At 71.3% G+C, this 14,056-nt stretch carries 15 protein-coding genes; 9 read left to right on the forward strand and 6 right to left on the reverse strand.

Annotated elements, in window-relative coordinates:
• The first annotated feature begins 92 nt into the window (after nucleotides 1–92).
• Both H7A72_RS01520 and H7A72_RS01525 read left to right on the forward strand, forming a co-directional pair.
• The gene (locus H7A72_RS01520) at nucleotides 93–1,304 is read left to right on the forward strand and encodes a cell wall metabolism sensor histidine kinase WalK (RefSeq protein ID WP_185221410.1); all 1,212 of its coding nucleotides are present in this window, start codon (nucleotides 93–95) and stop codon (nucleotides 1,302–1,304) included.
• The gene (locus tag H7A72_RS01525) at nucleotides 1,304–1,984 is read left to right on the forward strand and encodes a response regulator transcription factor (protein WP_072623551.1); all 681 of its coding nucleotides are present in this window, start codon (nucleotides 1,304–1,306) and stop codon (nucleotides 1,982–1,984) included. The genes H7A72_RS01520 and H7A72_RS01525 overlap by 1 nt, the downstream gene beginning before the upstream one ends.
• A gap of 76 nt (nucleotides 1,985–2,060) precedes the next feature.
• Here the strand turns inward: H7A72_RS01525 and H7A72_RS01530 are convergent, their stop codons facing one another.
• A complete protein-coding gene (locus H7A72_RS01530) occupies nucleotides 2,061–2,576 on the reverse strand; it encodes a hypothetical protein (RefSeq protein WP_084451457.1) in 516 nt (171 codons plus the stop codon).
• A 154-nt stretch (nucleotides 2,577–2,730) separates the two neighbouring features.
• On the opposite strand from H7A72_RS01530, the gene H7A72_RS01535 reads away from it, so the two are divergent.
• On the forward strand, nucleotides 2,731–3,213 hold the full coding sequence (locus H7A72_RS01535; protein ID WP_007927253.1) for a CarD family transcriptional regulator: 483 nt from the start codon (nucleotides 2,731–2,733) through the stop codon (nucleotides 3,211–3,213).
• 44 nt (nucleotides 3,214–3,257) lie between these two features.
• Nucleotides 3,258–3,926, forward strand: a complete 669-nt coding sequence (gene ispD / locus H7A72_RS01540; protein WP_084451455.1) for a 2-C-methyl-D-erythritol 4-phosphate cytidylyltransferase — start codon at nucleotides 3,258–3,260, stop codon at nucleotides 3,924–3,926.
• A gap of 21 nt (nucleotides 3,927–3,947) precedes the next feature.
• Here ispD and H7A72_RS01545 read toward each other — a convergent pair whose 3' ends face one another.
• Nucleotides 3,948–5,012, reverse strand: a complete 1,065-nt coding sequence (locus H7A72_RS01545) for an NAD(P)-binding domain-containing protein (RefSeq protein ID WP_185221411.1) — start codon at nucleotides 5,010–5,012, stop codon at nucleotides 3,948–3,950.
• Between the two features lie 54 nt (nucleotides 5,013–5,066).
• On the opposite strand from H7A72_RS01545, the gene ispF reads away from it, so the two are divergent.
• Nucleotides 5,067–5,570: a 2-C-methyl-D-erythritol 2,4-cyclodiphosphate synthase gene (gene ispF / locus H7A72_RS01550; protein ID WP_185221412.1), complete on the forward strand. Its 504-nt coding sequence runs from the start codon at nucleotides 5,067–5,069 to the stop codon at nucleotides 5,568–5,570.
• 8 nt (nucleotides 5,571–5,578) lie between these two features.
• On the opposite strand, the gene H7A72_RS01555 is transcribed toward ispF, so the two are convergent.
• Both H7A72_RS01555 and H7A72_RS01560 read right to left on the reverse strand, forming a co-directional pair.
• Nucleotides 5,579–6,280, reverse strand: coding sequence for a type 1 glutamine amidotransferase (locus tag H7A72_RS01555; protein WP_185221413.1), 702 nt, complete (start codon nucleotides 6,278–6,280; stop codon nucleotides 5,579–5,581).
• Complete coding sequence (locus H7A72_RS01560) at nucleotides 6,277–6,429, reverse strand: hypothetical protein (RefSeq protein ID WP_159451196.1); 153 nt, start codon at nucleotides 6,427–6,429, stop codon at nucleotides 6,277–6,279. Before H7A72_RS01560 ends, H7A72_RS01555 begins: the two co-directional genes overlap by 4 nt.
• Nucleotides 6,430–6,522: 93 nt before the next feature.
• On the opposite strand from H7A72_RS01560, the gene H7A72_RS01565 reads away from it, so the two are divergent.
• Nucleotides 6,523–7,611 (forward strand): S-(hydroxymethyl)mycothiol dehydrogenase, encoded by a 1,089-nt coding sequence (locus tag H7A72_RS01565; RefSeq protein WP_084451449.1) that lies wholly within the window; start codon nucleotides 6,523–6,525, stop codon nucleotides 7,609–7,611.
• Nucleotides 7,608–8,237 (forward strand): MBL fold metallo-hydrolase, encoded by a 630-nt coding sequence (locus tag H7A72_RS01570; RefSeq protein ID WP_185221414.1) that lies wholly within the window; start codon nucleotides 7,608–7,610, stop codon nucleotides 8,235–8,237. Before H7A72_RS01565 ends, H7A72_RS01570 begins: the two co-directional genes overlap by 4 nt.
• A 3-nt stretch (nucleotides 8,238–8,240) precedes the next feature.
• On the opposite strand, the gene H7A72_RS01575 is transcribed toward H7A72_RS01570, so the two are convergent.
• On the reverse strand, nucleotides 8,241–10,277 hold the full coding sequence (locus tag H7A72_RS01575; RefSeq protein WP_143445546.1) for a hypothetical protein: 2,037 nt from the start codon (nucleotides 10,275–10,277) through the stop codon (nucleotides 8,241–8,243).
• Between the two features lie 95 nt (nucleotides 10,278–10,372).
• Entirely contained in the window at nucleotides 10,373–11,044 is a 672-nt protein-coding gene (locus tag H7A72_RS01580) for an ABC transporter ATP-binding protein (RefSeq protein WP_200811212.1), read from the reverse strand.
• Between the two features lie 585 nt (nucleotides 11,045–11,629).
• On the opposite strand from H7A72_RS01580, the gene cysS reads away from it, so the two are divergent.
• Entirely contained in the window at nucleotides 11,630–13,063 is a 1,434-nt protein-coding gene (gene cysS, locus H7A72_RS01585; protein WP_185221415.1) for a cysteine--tRNA ligase, read from the forward strand.
• Nucleotides 13,063–14,016, forward strand: coding sequence for a 23S rRNA (guanosine(2251)-2'-O)-methyltransferase RlmB (gene rlmB, locus H7A72_RS01590; RefSeq protein WP_084451443.1), 954 nt, complete (start codon nucleotides 13,063–13,065; stop codon nucleotides 14,014–14,016). The genes cysS and rlmB overlap by 1 nt, the downstream gene beginning before the upstream one ends.
• Nucleotides 14,017–14,056: the final 40 nt, after the last annotated feature.

The following is a 14,056-nucleotide window of genomic DNA, read 5'->3' on the forward strand; positions in this document are numbered from 1 at the left end:
CCTGCGGGCGCGCAGGTGAACATCGCGGGTGCGCGTCTCGGCGGTCACGGCTCGGTCCCAGCATGCCCGACCGGAGAAGTACTCTCGGTGACGTGGAGCCAACGACCGCGGCAATTCTCGGGGGTGTTGCCGGGCTGCTCATCGCCTTCCTCGTGTGGGCTGCGATCACGATGAGCGACCGGGAGCGGGCCGTCGCGCCGGAGCCCGAGCCCGAGGTGTCCCGAGGCGTCGGTGACGTCCTCGCCGTGCTCCGCTCGTCGGGGGTCGTCCTCGACCGCGACGGGCGGGTCGTCACCAGCTCCCCGGCGGCCGTGACCTACGGTCTGGTGCGCCACGGACGGCTCGTCCACCCGGCGATCCAGACGATGGTCGAGCAGGTCGCCCGTGACGGCGTGATCCGTGAGCAGGACCTCGACATCGACCGGCCGGGCATGACGACCACCTCCTACGTCGCCGCCCGCGTGGCGCCGCTCGGCGTGCGCCACCTCCTGCTGCTCGTCGACGACCAGTCCCAGGGGCGCCGGGTCGAGGAGACCCGCCGTGACTTCGTGGCCAACGTCAGCCACGAGCTGAAGACCCCCGTCGGCGGTATCTCCCTGCTCGCCGAGGCGGTCATGGACGCCAAGGACGACCCGGAGGCCGTCGACCGCTTCGCGCGGCGCATGCAGGGCGAGGCCACCCGTCTGTCGAGCCTGATCCGCGAGATCGTCGAGCTCTCCCGGCTCCAGGGCACGCCCGTGCTGCAGGACCCCGCGCTCGTCGACGTCGAGGACGTCGTCGCCCTCGCCCTGGAGCACCTGCGGCTCGAGGCCGGGGCCAAGGACATCACCCTGACCGACAAGGTCGCCGAGGAGCTCTACGTCCGGGGCGACCAGGACATGCTCGTCACGGCTGTGCGCAACCTCGTCGGCAATGCCATCTCCTACTCCGACCCGGGCACCGCGGTCGGCGTCGGGGCGCGGCTGCACGACGGCACCATCGAGATCGCCGTGACCGACCAGGGGCCGGGGATCCCCGAGCCGGAGCAGACGCGCATCTTCGAGCGCTTCTACCGCATGGACGCCGCCCGCTCGCGCGCCACCGGGGGGACCGGCCTCGGGCTGTCGATCGTCAAGCACATCTGCGCCAACCACGGGGGCGACGTGCGCGTGTGGAGCGACGGCGCGCACGGCTCGACCTTCACCATCCGCCTGCCCATGGCGCCCGAGACCCTCGAGGCGCTCGAGGCCGCCGGCTCGTCGGAGCCCACCTCCGACTCCCACACCGACCCCACTCCACCACCCCTCACAAAGGAGCCCCGCTGATGACACGCATCCTCGTGGTCGAGGACGAGGTGTCCTTCTCGGACCCCCTGTCGTACCTGCTGAGCAAGGAGGGATACGACGTCGAGGTCGCCGAGACCGGACCCGACGCCATCACCGCCTTCGACTCCGAGGGTGCCGACCTGGTCCTGCTCGACCTGATGCTGCCCGGCCTCTCCGGCATCGACGTCTGCCGGGCGATCCGGCAGAAGTCCAACGTGCCGGTCATCATGCTCACGGCCAAGGACGGCGAGATCGACAAGGTCGTCGGCCTCGAGATCGGCGCCGACGACTACGTCACCAAGCCCTACAGCTCGCGCGAGCTGCTCGCCCGGATCAAGGCGGTGCTGCGGCGCAACAACGAGCCCGAGGAGCTGCTGCCGTCCACCATCGAGGGCGGTCCGGTCCGCATGGACGTCGACCGGCACGTCGTGGCCGTCGACGGCACCCAGGTCTCGCTGCCGCTCAAGGAGTTCGAGCTGCTCGAGATGCTGCTGCGCAATGTCGGTCGGGTGCTCACCCGCGTGCAGCTCATCGACCGGGTCTGGGGCAGCGACTACGTCGGCGACACCAAGACGCTCGACGTCCACATCAAGCGGCTGCGGGCCAAGGTCGAGCCCGACCCGGCCAAGCCGGTGCACATCGTCACCGTCCGCGGCCTGGGCTACAAGTTCGAGGCCTGACCTCCCTTCGCCCGGACACGCGTGAGGCCGGCACCCGCTCGGGGTGCCGGCCTCACGTCGTGGTCGGGGTGGGGCCTCAGTGGCCGCCGGACTCCTCCGACTCCTCGTGGGTCTCGGTCGGGGTGGGGGTCCAGCCCTCGGGGGCGTCGTCCTCGTAGTAGCCCGCGGGGTCGAGCACCGGGACGCTCACCGGGGTGGTCGACCCGCCGGTGCTGATCTCGACCTCGGTCATGTCGCCCGGGCCGGCCTCGAGGCCCTCGAGCGTCAGCTTGTCGTCGTCGCTGAGGTTGACCAGGCGGTGGGCCGGGACCTCGGCCTCGACCTTGGCGTCACCGGCGCTGAGGGTGAAGGTCAGGTCCTCGCCCGAGGTGTTCTCGACGACGCCGGTGACCGTCGCGTCACCGCCGGCCTCGCCGCTGACGAGCGCGAGGTTGTTGACGTGGACGTCGTCCAGCTCGACCGCGACACCGTCGGAGATCGACTGCGTCTTGGAGGTCTGGAAGGGGGAGTTGACCGAGCAGCCTGCGGTGCCGGCGGCGAGCAGGGCCGCCAGGGCCACGGCGGGGGTGCGGGTGAGGAGATGGCGCTTCACGGGCGACAGCCTAGCGGGGGCGTGCGCGTGGGATGCGCCGGGCCACGCTCGTACTCTCCACGCGCGCGCGAGAGGGCATTGTGGCGGGGTGGAGGACTGTGCGACGTACGACACGCCGTGATAATCTGGAGGTCGCGAAAGGGGAAATCTCCACATGGTTTTCAAGGTCGGCGAGACGGTCGTGTACCCCCACCACGGGGCTGCTCTGATCGAAGAGATCAAGATTCGAAAGATCAAGGGCGAGGACAAGCAGTACCTCAAGCTCAAGGTGGCCCAGGGTGACCTGACCATCGAGGTGCCCGCAGAGAACTGCGACCTCGTGGGTGTCCGCGACGTCGTGGGCAAGGAGGGTCTGGACCGCGTCTTCGAGGTGCTGCGCACCCCGCACGCGGAGGAGCCGACCAACTGGTCGCGCCGCTACAAGGCCAACCTCGAAAAGCTGGCCTCCGGTGACGTCATCAAGGTGGCCGAGGTCGTGCGCGACCTGTGGCGCCGCGAAAAGGACCGCGGCCTCTCGGCCGGCGAGAAGCGCATGCTGGCCAAGGCCCGCCAGATCCTCGTCTCCGAGCTCGCGCTCGCGGAGAAGACGGACGAGGACAAGGCCGAGGTCATCCTCGACGAGGTCCTCGCGTCCTGAACGACTCGCTGCTGACGCAGTCCGACGCCCACACCGATCGCGGTGTGGGCGTCGTCGTGGTGGCCGCCGGGTCGGGGACCCGGCTCGGGGCCGAGCGGCCCAAGGCCTTCGTCGAGGTCGTCGGCACGACGATCCTCGAGCGGGCGGTGGCCGGAGTGCTCGAGGCCGCCGTCGACGAGCTCGTCGTCGTCGTGCCCGAGGACCTGGTGGCCGAGGCGACCGGGCTCGTCGACCCCCTTCGCCCCGAGGGTGTCGACGTCACGGTCGTCGCCGGTGGTGCCGAGCGCACCGACTCGGTCGCGGCCGGTCTGGGGGCGCTCAGCGATGCCGTCTCCGTCGTCCTCGTCCATGATGCGGCGCGCTGCCTGACCCCGGTCGTCGTCTTCGAGCGGGTGCTGGCCGCCGTGGCCGCCGGTGCTACCGGGGCGATCCCCGGGGTGCCCGTGGTCGACACGATCAAGGTCGTCGATGCCGGCGGGGTCATCACCGCGACCCCGCTGCGCGATTCGCTGCGCGCGGTGCAGACCCCGCAGGGGTTCGACCGGGCGGTGCTCACCGCTGCCCACGCCTCCGGCGCCGCGGCGACCGACGACGCCGCCCTCGTCGAGGCGCTCGGCCACGACGTGATCGTCGTCGAGGGCGACCCTCTCGGGCTGAAGATCACGACCGTCGACGACCTGGCGCGCGCTGAGCGGCTTCTCTCCGACCACTGACGCCATCGAGTCTGCATTGCCCTACGGCAATGCAGGGCCGGTGCCGGCCAGGTGGGCGCGCACGGCCAGGGCCGCAGCGCGTCCGGCGCGGTTACCGCCGATCGTGCTCGCCGACGGCCCGTAACCGACGAGTTGCACCCGCGGGTCCGCCGCGGCCGTCACCGAGGTCTGCACGTCGCGTGACCCCGGCAGCAGCGCGATGCCACCCGCCGGGCTGCGCAGACCCAGCGGCGCGAGGTGTCGCACGGCGGGGCGGAAGCCGGTCGCCCACAGGATCGCGTCGAAGGCCTCGGTGCTCCCGTCGGCCCACCGCACCCCGGCACGCTCGATCCGCTCGAACATCTCGCGCCGCCGCTCGTAGACGCCGGTCCGGGCCGCGGCCATCTCCTGCGGCCGCAGGCTCAGGCCCGTGACGGACACGACGCTGGCCGGGGGCCTCCCTTCGCGCACCCGCTGCTCGACCATCTCGATGGCCCGGCGCCCGGAGAACTCGGCGGACCACGCCGGTGGCCGCCGCGTCACCCACTGCACGTGCGCGATCGTCGCCAGCTCGCCGATGAACTGCACCGCGGAGGCGCCGCCCCCGACGACGAGCACGCGCCTGCCGCGGAAGTGCTCACGCCCCGGGTAGGCGACGGTGTGCCACTGCTCGCCGGCGAAGTCGCGCTGCCCGGGGTAGGTCGGGACGAAGGGGTGGGTCCACGTGCCCGTCGCGTTGACCAGCGTGCGCGTCCTCCACGTGCCCGCGTCGGCGTGCACGACGAGCAGGCCCTCCTCGTCGGTGACCCGCTCGACGCGGACCGGGCGCAGCACCGGCAGGTCGTGCGACTGCTCGTAGTCGTCGAACCAGCAAGCGATGATCTCGTTGGCCCGGGCGCTGCTCGCGCCGGGCGCGGGGGCATCGGGCAGGTCGGCGACGCCGTGCACGTCGGCCATCGTCAGCGAGTCCCACCGGTGCTGCCAGGCACCGCCGGCGTGGGTGTTGGCGTCGAGGACGACGTGCTCGATCCCGAGCCGGCGCAGGTGGTGGCTCGCCGAGAGCCCGGCCTGACCGGCACCGATGACGAGGGAGTCGAAGGGGGCCACGCTGCGTCCAACGCAGGTACGACCGTGGTTGATCCCGGCTGCGAGACTGTCGCCATGAGTGCACACGAGCTGACCGGGCTGCCGCGCACCGGGATCGGTGTCGACGTCCACGCCTTCGCCGCGCCCGACTCCGGGCGCGAGCTGTGGGTCGGCGGGCTGCTGTGGCCGGGTGAGGTCGGGCTCGAGGGGCACTCCGACGCCGACGTCGCCTGCCACGCGGCGTGCGATGCGCTCTTCGCCGCGGCGGGCATCGGTGACCTCGGCCAGCACTTCGGCACTGGTCGCCCGGAGCTCGAGGGAGCCTCCGGCACAAGGCTGCTCGTCGAGGCCGCCCGTCTCGTGCGCGAGGCGGGCTTCGAGGTCGGCAACATCGCGGTCCAGGTCATCGGCAACCGGCCGAAGATCGGCACCCGACGTGACGAGGCCCAGCAGGTGATGTCCGCGGCCTGTGGTGCACCGGTCAGCCTGAGCGGCACGACGACCGACGGGCTCGGGCTCACCGGCCGGGGAGAGGGCGCCGCGGCCGTGGCCACCGCCCTCGTCGTCGCGGTCGCTTAGACACCCGATCAGCCCAGGTGCGCGGCGAAGGCCTCGGTCACCGGGCGCCAGGCGGCCTCGATGGCCGGCTGCGCATCACGGACCGCGGCCAGCGCCGCGGGCAGGTCGAGGCCCTCGACGCCCGGGGTCCCCGAGTCCGAGACCGCCCACGCGGTGACGATGACGAGGTCGGCCTCGGGGTGGCCCTGCACGCCCCAGACCGTCGGGGCCAGCCGGGCGAGCAGCAGGTCGCCGCGCTCGTTGTCGGCGAGGGCGACCCCGCCCTCGGGCAGCCGGGTGACGATGTCGTCGTTCCACTGCGGCACCGGCGCGCCGGTCGCGCCGGCGAGGACCGCGTCGTCGGAGAGCTGCGGGGTCTCGTCGACGGTGAGCACGCCGACGGTCCGGCCACCGGGGTTGCGCCCGACCTCGCCGTCGAGGGCGACGGCCGCGAGCTGGTGCCCGAGACAGATGCCCAGGGTGGGCGTGCCCCCCTTCGCCGCGGTGCTGATGAGGTCACGCACGGCCGGCAGCCACGGGGCCACCTCGTCGTCGCGGCAGCCCATCTGGCCGCCGAGCACGAGCAGGCCGTCGTGGCCCGACAGGTCGGTGGGCAGCGCCTCGCCGGCGTAGGGCCGACGCACGTCGAGGTCGACCCCGGCGTCGCGCAGCCATGTCCCGACCCGGCCCGGCGGGCAGGTCGTCTGGTGCTGGACGACGAGCAGGCTCATCGCGACCTGCCCTGCGTGCCGCGGCCGCCCGAGACGGCGCCGGCGGCGAGGAGCGCGGCGACGCCGTCGATGACGAGTGCCGCGACGGCCAACGGAGCGGCCCATCCCACCTGCGTGATCAGGTGACGGAAGGCGACGTCGAGTCCCATGGGCCGACCCTATGTCGCGGTCGTCACGTGATGGGCCAAGATAGGGGCGTGAGAGCCGGGCCACCGGTCTCCGCCAAACGAAGGAGTCGCACCGTGCCGCAGACCGTCAAGGCAGTCATCGCTCGTTCGAAGGGAGCCGATGTCGAGCTCGTCGACATCGTCGTGCCCGACCCGGGCCCGGGTGAGGCCGTGGTCAAGGTCCAGTCGTGCGGGGTGTGCCACACCGACCTGCACTACCGCGAGGGTGGGATCAACGACGAGTTCCCCTTCCTCCTCGGCCACGAGGCCGCGGGTGTCGTCGAGGCTGTCGGCGAGGGGGTCACCGAGGTGGCGCCCGGTGATTTCGTCATCCTCAACTGGCGAGCGGTGTGCGGTCAGTGCCGCGCGTGCCGCAAGGGCAAGCCGCAGTACTGCTTCGACACGCACAACGCGACCCAGAAGATGACCATCGCCGAGACCGGCGAGGAGCTGACCCCCGCGCTGGGTATCGGCGCCTTCGCCGAGAAGACCCTCGTCGCTGCGGGGCAGTGCACCAAGGTCGACGGGGACGCCGACGCGGCGGCCGTGGGCCTGCTGGGCTGCGGTGTGATGGCCGGCTTCGGTGCCGCGGTCAACACCGGTGAGGTCACTCGCGGTGAGTCGATTGCGGTCATCGGGTGCGGTGGTGTCGGTGATGCGGCGATCGCGGGCGCGAAGGTTGCGGGTGCGACGACGATCATCGCGGTGGACATGGATCCGCGGAAGCTGGAGATCGCCAAGGGCTTCGGTGCCACGCACACCGTGGATGCGAGCACCGAGGACACCGTCGAGCGGGTCCGTGAGCTGACGGGCGGTTTCGGTGCCGATGTCGTCGTCGACGCGGTCGGCCTGCCGCAGACCTACGAGCAGGCCTTCTACGCGCGCGACCTGGCCGGTCGGGTCGTCCTCGTCGGGGTCCCGGCCCCGGACAAGGAGGTCACCCTCCCCATGATCGAGATCTTCGGCCGAGGTGGTGCCCTCAAGTCGAGCTGGTACGGCGACTGCCTGCCCAGCCGTGACTTCCCGATGCTCGTCGACCTCTACCGTCAGGGGCGCTTCGACCTGGATGCCTTCGTCACCGAGCGGATCGGTCTGGGCGACATCGAGTCGGCCTTCGACAAGATGCACTCCGGTGACGTGCTGCGCTCGGTGGTGGTCCTGTGACCGCGCGCGTCGAGCGGGTCGTCACGTCGGGCACCTTCGAGCTCGACGGGGGCTCGTGGGAGGTCGACAACAACGTCTGGCTCGTCGGGGACGACAACGAGGTGCTCGTCATCGACGCAGGCCACGAGGCCGCGCCGATCCTCGAGGCGATCGGGGAGCGCACCCTCCTCGCGGTCGTGAGCACCCACGCCCACAACGACCACGTCAACGCCGCCGCCGAGGTCGCCGACGCGAAGCAGGCCCCCATCTGGCTGCACCCCGACGAGGACCCGCTGTGGCGGATGACCTACCCGGACCGCGCCCCCGACGGCGCGCTCGCCCACGGCCAGGTCGTCACCGTCGCGGGCACCGAGCTCACCGTGCTGCACACGCCGGGCCACGCGCCCGGCGCCTGCTGCCTGCACGCGCCGGAGCTCGGGGTCGTCTTCTCCGGGGACACCCTCTTCAACGGTGGTCCCGGCGCGACGGGTCGCTCGTACTCCGACTTCCCGACGATCGTGGAGTCGATCCGCGACAAGCTGTTGACCCTCCCTTCGGAGACGGTCGTGCACACCGGGCACGGGGACGACACGAGCATCGGCGCGGAAGCCCCGCACGTGCAGGAGTGGCTCGACCGGGGGGAGTGACCCTCACCGCTCTCGTCCGGGGCGCCAGGTCGAAGCGGCCAGGACGATGAGCCGGGTCGAGAGGGCGATCGAGCACAGCGCTGCGACGCAGGCGCCTCCGACGATGACATAGGTCAGCGGGTCGAGTGCGCCGGGGACGTCGATCTTGCGCAGGGTGGGGATCGCCTGGGTCCGGCCCGCGTAGCCTGCGGCAACCCCGGACATGACGAAGGGGAGGCCCGCCGCGATCGTCGTGATCGCGAGCACCCCGCGCCGACGTGGCGCAAAGAGGGCAAGCGCTCCTGCCATCTGGCTGGCCAGATCTCGGGCTGCCCCCAGGCTGCTGAGCACCAAGGCGGCAAGCGCGATGCCGAGTCCAAGGACCGTCATCGGCACGATCCATCGCGCCTGGATGACGTAGCCCTCGCCGGAGCCCCAGTCGTCACCGGGACGGCCAACCTTGGCCAAGCCTCCATCCGCCGCGTTGGACGCCACCGCGAGCTCGCTGAGCCGCACCGTGCCCCCATCCCGTGCGACGACGAGATAGGTACCTGCGTCTTGTGCCACGGGAGCGGAGGAGGCTCGCGTTGTTGCGCCGTCCGGCAACACGAGGGTGGAGGTGAGGGCACGCGCTCTCGGAGTCAGTTCCCCGGGCGAGATCGGCTCGTCGCACGGCAGGTCCACCGCATTGAGGAGCGCGCACTCGCCGACCAGCACATCGTCGCGCACGGCGATGACACCGTAGGTACTCGGCAGGTGATCGTGCCATTCGGCGGTCGGCTGGCCGCGGTACAGCTCAACTTGCGCCACCCCGGGGCCGACCGTCTGGGCGATGCGACGGCCCTCGGCGCCGGGTTCGGTGAGCACGAGAGAGTTTTGAGCTGCCTGGAAGGCAACCGTGCTGATTCCGAGGACCACCAGTGCGAGGACGAAGGCGCGCCGTCCGCCGTTGCTCAACCACGCCCCGGCGACGATGCCAGAGGGGTTGCCGCGCCGCAACGCCCATCGACGCAGGGCAGATCCGATCCCCGTTGTGGCCGCCGCCGCGCTGATCGCCACGGCAGGGACGCAGAGCAGGGCGAAGAACCACGTCAGGATGGCGAAGGCCGTGGCGTTGTCGCGGACCTGCTGGGTGATGGCATAAGAGGCCCACAGGAGGAGAGGGCCGAGGAGGACCAGCCACGATGGCAGCCGCAGGCTGCGTACCGTCGGGCGGTTGCCCTGCATCCGCGATCGACCCATGAGGGCCCACACGATGGTGGTGACCGCCGCGGCCGTGATGGCGATGCCCACGGTGCGGGTCGTGGGGAGAGCCCCCGATGCGAGCTGCGATCCGACGATGGGGACCCGTGGTGAGCTGGCCACCCAGATGCTGACCAGCGCAGCCCCGAGCGCGGCGCCGGTGATCGCGCCCGGGAGGCCGCCCGCGAGACGCGTCCTCCGCCGAAAACCGGGGGGCGATCCGAGGGCCGTCAGGATCAGGTCATGCCGTTGCCGGGGACGGACGCCGGAGTGTGCTGCCGCCGTGACCAGCAGCAGGGCGGGCAGGAGGATCAGGATGATGACCCCGAGGAGCGGGTACGCGAGCCCGAAGATCTGCATGGACTCACCGAAGATGGCCGATCCATTGCCGACCTGCCACGGACTGAATCCAGGGTTGGCCCCAAAGGCCGAGACGACCTGGGTGGGCTTCGCGGGGGTTGCAGGAGCCGCGTAGACGAGGTGCTCGTCGGGAGCCGACAGCCCGTCGGGGGCGATGGTCGACACGACCTTGCCGTAGCGCTGATCGATGTGTTCGTCGGGATGCCGCTCGGCGTAGGCCACGAGGGCCGGGGACAGCGCGACCTCTCCGGGTGCGAGGTCACGCTCGAGACCGGGGGGCATCGGCGCCTCGTCTCCGCGAGCTTGCAGATAGACCACGCTGAACTGGCCGACTCCGGGAAGCTCCGCGAAGTCCGTGGTGATACCCGTCGTCCCCGATTCGAAGGTGGCGGCGTATTGCGGAGCCCGACGCGCATCGCCTGCTGCCCGCACCTCGTACATCCCGTAGGTCGTGGCCACCAGCGCCAACGCAGCGGCGAGGGCACCGCCCGCCGCCAGGGCCCGCCAGAACTCGGCTCGCCACCGGGAGAGTGCCCCATGACCGCCGGGTTTCGTCACCGCTCGCCCTCGGTCGCCGCGGTGGACAGGGTCAGCACCCGATCTGCTCTCTCGGCGACCGCGCGCGAGTGGGTGACGACGAGGAGGGCGCACCCCTGCGAGGCAGGGAGGTCGAAGAGTAGGTCGCTCATCACCTCGGCGTTGCGCTCATCGAGGGACCCGGTGGGCTCGTCGGCCACCACCAACTGCGGTGAATTGATCAGTGCGCGCGCGACGGCGATGCGTTGCCGCTCACCGCCGGAGACGACGGCTGTCGACTGCGCCCCGGTGCGGACCTGGAGCCGCTCCAAGAGCTCCTCGCCACGAGTGCGAGCGTCCGTGGGATCTGTCCCAGCCCACACGCTGGGGAGGAGAACATTTTCCAGGGGAGTGAGGTCGTCGATCAGTTCACCGAACTGGAACACGACCCCCAGGTGGGCCGAGCGGTGAGCGGCGCGCTGCCGGCTACTGAGCTCGGCCCAGTCGGTTCCGAGGACGGACACCTGCCCGTGCGTTGGCGCGAAGAGGCCCAGGACCAGACTCAGCAGAGTCGACTTGCCGCTGCCGCTCTCTCCCATGACTGCTACCGACTCATGGGTGGCGACGTCGAGGTCGAGGCCCTCGAAGAGCGGGGTCGAACGCTTGCCGAACTGGTGTGTTACTGCGCTCATCAGGATGGCTGACGTCACGAAGTCTCCTCGTCGCGATTGATGTGGAGGGGGGCCCGGACCTGCCGTGCCCCCCTCCAGCGTGATTGCACTCAGTACTGCCTGGACGTCCAAGCGCTACAGGGGTCCTTCTGAGCGGGAATCACGAGGCAAGCGCGGATCTGCGTCACGGTTCCGCCGGTCGTGAATTGCAGCACTGTGCCACAGCCCTCGCCGTTGGTCTTTTCAAACACGGTGGACGAGCCGGTGCGCTGCCAGTTGGCCTGTGCACCGCGGCCGTCGCACGATGTGTCATATGCCTTGAGGGTGCTACCGGATGCGGTCACCCGGACCTTATCCGAGTATCGCGCATCCATGTAGGCGTGCGCGGGTGCAGCGAACAGGACGGCAGCAACCGGTGCCGTGGCGAGGACCCGCCGAATCCTTGTGGACGAAGTGAACATGATCTCCCCAATCTTGGTGCCTTCTTGGCGAAGGCGCGTGAGGCAGATGCTTCCCCAGCAGGGGGGGCCGCAACTCGAAAGGGGATCTGACCCCCCTTCGCCATCGTGCCTGCGCCCCCGCGCGATAGGGGCGTAGGCTCGCCTGCCCGTTAGCCTTGGCCGTGTGACCCTGCAGCTCTTCGACACCGCCACGCGCACCCAGCGCGACTTCGTGCCCGTGACCCCTGGCCGGGTGGGGATGTACATCTGCGGGCTGACCACCCAGGGCGCGCCGCACATCGGGCACCTGCGGTTCGCCGTCGCCTTCGACGTGCTGCGGCGCTGGCTGGAGCGCGGGCACGGCTACGGCGTGACGCTCGTGCGCAATGTCACCGACATCGACGACAAGATCCTGCGCAAGGCCGCCGAGAGCGGCGAGGACTGGTGGGCGCTCAGCTACCGCAACGAGCGCTACACGACCGAGGCGCTCGAGCTGCTCGGCGTGCTGCCGCCGACCTACGAGCCCCGGGCGACCGGGCACATCACCGAGATGGTCACCCTCGTCGACGAGCTCGTCGAGCGCGGCCACGCCTACCCGGCGGCCGACGGCAGCGGCGACGTCTACTTCGACGTCAAGAGCTGGGCCGACTACGGCGAGCTGTCCAACCAGGGCCTCGACGACATGGTCGCGGCCGACGACGCCGACCCGCGCGGCAAGCGCGACCCGCGCGACTTCGCCCTGTGGAAGGGACGCAAGGACGACGAGCCGGCGACCGCCACGTGGCCCACGCCCTACGGCGCGGGCCGGCCCGGATGGCACCTCGAGTGCTCGGCGATGGCCCGCAAGTACCTCGGCGACACCTTCGACATCCACGGCGGCGGCATCGACCTGCGCTTCCCCCACCACGAGAACGAGCAGGCCCAGTCGCGCGCGGCGGGGCTCGGCTTCGCCGGCTACTGGCTGCACAACGGCTGGGTGACGGTCAAGGGGGAGAAGATGGGCAAGTCCCTCGGCAACGCCCTCGAGGTCCAGCAGCTGGTGCAGGAGCACGACCCGCTGACCGTCCGCTACTTCCTCACCGCGGCGCACTACCGCTCGATGATCGAGTACCACCCCGGCTCCCTCGATGAGGCGGGCGCGGCGGTCGAGCGCATCGCCGGCTTCCTGCGGCGGGCGCTGCCCGGACAGGCGGTCGTCGAGGCCGACCCGGCCGTCGAGCTGCCCGCCGACTTCGCCGCGTCGATGGACGACGACCTCGGCGTCGCCGGTGCGCTCGCCGTGATCCACGAGGCCGTCCGCGCCGGCAACACCGCCCTGGACGAAGGGGGCCGGGAGGAGGCCGCGGAGATCGCCGCCACGGTCGTCGCGATGACCGACGTCCTCGGGATCAACCCGCTGGCGGGCACGTGGGGCGGTGCCGGTGGCAGCCGCGAGGCCGAGCTCACCGACGCCCTCGATGCGCTCGTCCAGCTGCAGGTCGAGGCCCGGGCCAAGGCCCGCGCGGCCCGCGACTTCGAGACCGCCGACCAGATCCGCGACGCGCTCACCGCCGCGGGCATCACCATCGAGGACACCCCGCGCGGCGCGCGCTGGACCCTCGGCAGGAAGGACCACTGATGGCCGGCAACAGCCAGCGTCGCGGCGCCGTGCGTCGCACCGGATCGAAGAAGGGGGCGCAGGTCGGCTCCGGCGGCCAGCGCCGCCGCGGGCTCGAGGGCAAGGGCCCGACGCCCAAGGCGAGCGAGCGACCCAACCACAAGGCCTACAAGATGTCCAAGGCCGCCGACAAGCGGGCCTCGGGCCGTCCGACGTCGACGCGCAAGAAGTCCGGCTCGACCGAGATGGTCGCCGGGCGCAACTCCGTCCTCGAGGCGCTGCGCACCGAGGTGCCGGTGTCGACGATGTACGTCGCGCACCGCATCGACAGCGACGACCGGGTCAAGGAGTCGCTCACCCTGGCCGCCGAGGCGGGCATCCCGATCATGGAGACGCCGCGGGCCGAGCTCGACCGGCTCACTGACGGCGCGGTGCACCAGGGCCTGGCCCTCCAGGTGCCGCCCTACGACTACGCCCACCCCAAGGACCTCGTCGACTCGCAGATCCCGGGCGTCCCGCTCGTCGTCGCCCTCGACGGCATCACCGATCCGCGCAACCTCGGCGCGATCGTGCGCTCGACCGCGGCCTTCGGCGGGCACGGCGTCGTCGTCCCGGCCCGTCGCAGCGCGGGGATGACCGCGTCGGCGTGGAAGACCTCCGCCGGTGCCGCCGCCCGGATCCCCGTGGCGCAGGCGAGCAACCTCGTGCGTGCGCTCGAGGACTACCGCAAGGCCGGGTTCTTCGTCATCGGCCTGGACATGGACGGTGACGTCGAGCTGCCCGGCCTGGAGCTGGCGACCTCGCCGCTCGTCGTCGTCGTCGGGTCCGAGGGCAAGGGCCTGTCGCGCCTGGTCCGCGAGACCTGCGACCAGATCGTGTCGATCCCGATGAGCAGCAGCGTCGAGTCACTCAACGCCGGCCTCGCCGCCGGCGTCACGCTCTACGAGATCGCCCGGGTACGGGGCGCCGGCTGACCCACCGCCGATATGACGAAGGGGGCCGCGAGCATGACGC

The organism is Janibacter sp. YB324, assembly GCF_014217915.1.
In the GTDB taxonomy this organism is placed as follows: domain Bacteria; phylum Actinomycetota; class Actinomycetes; order Actinomycetales; family Dermatophilaceae; genus Janibacter; species Janibacter indicus.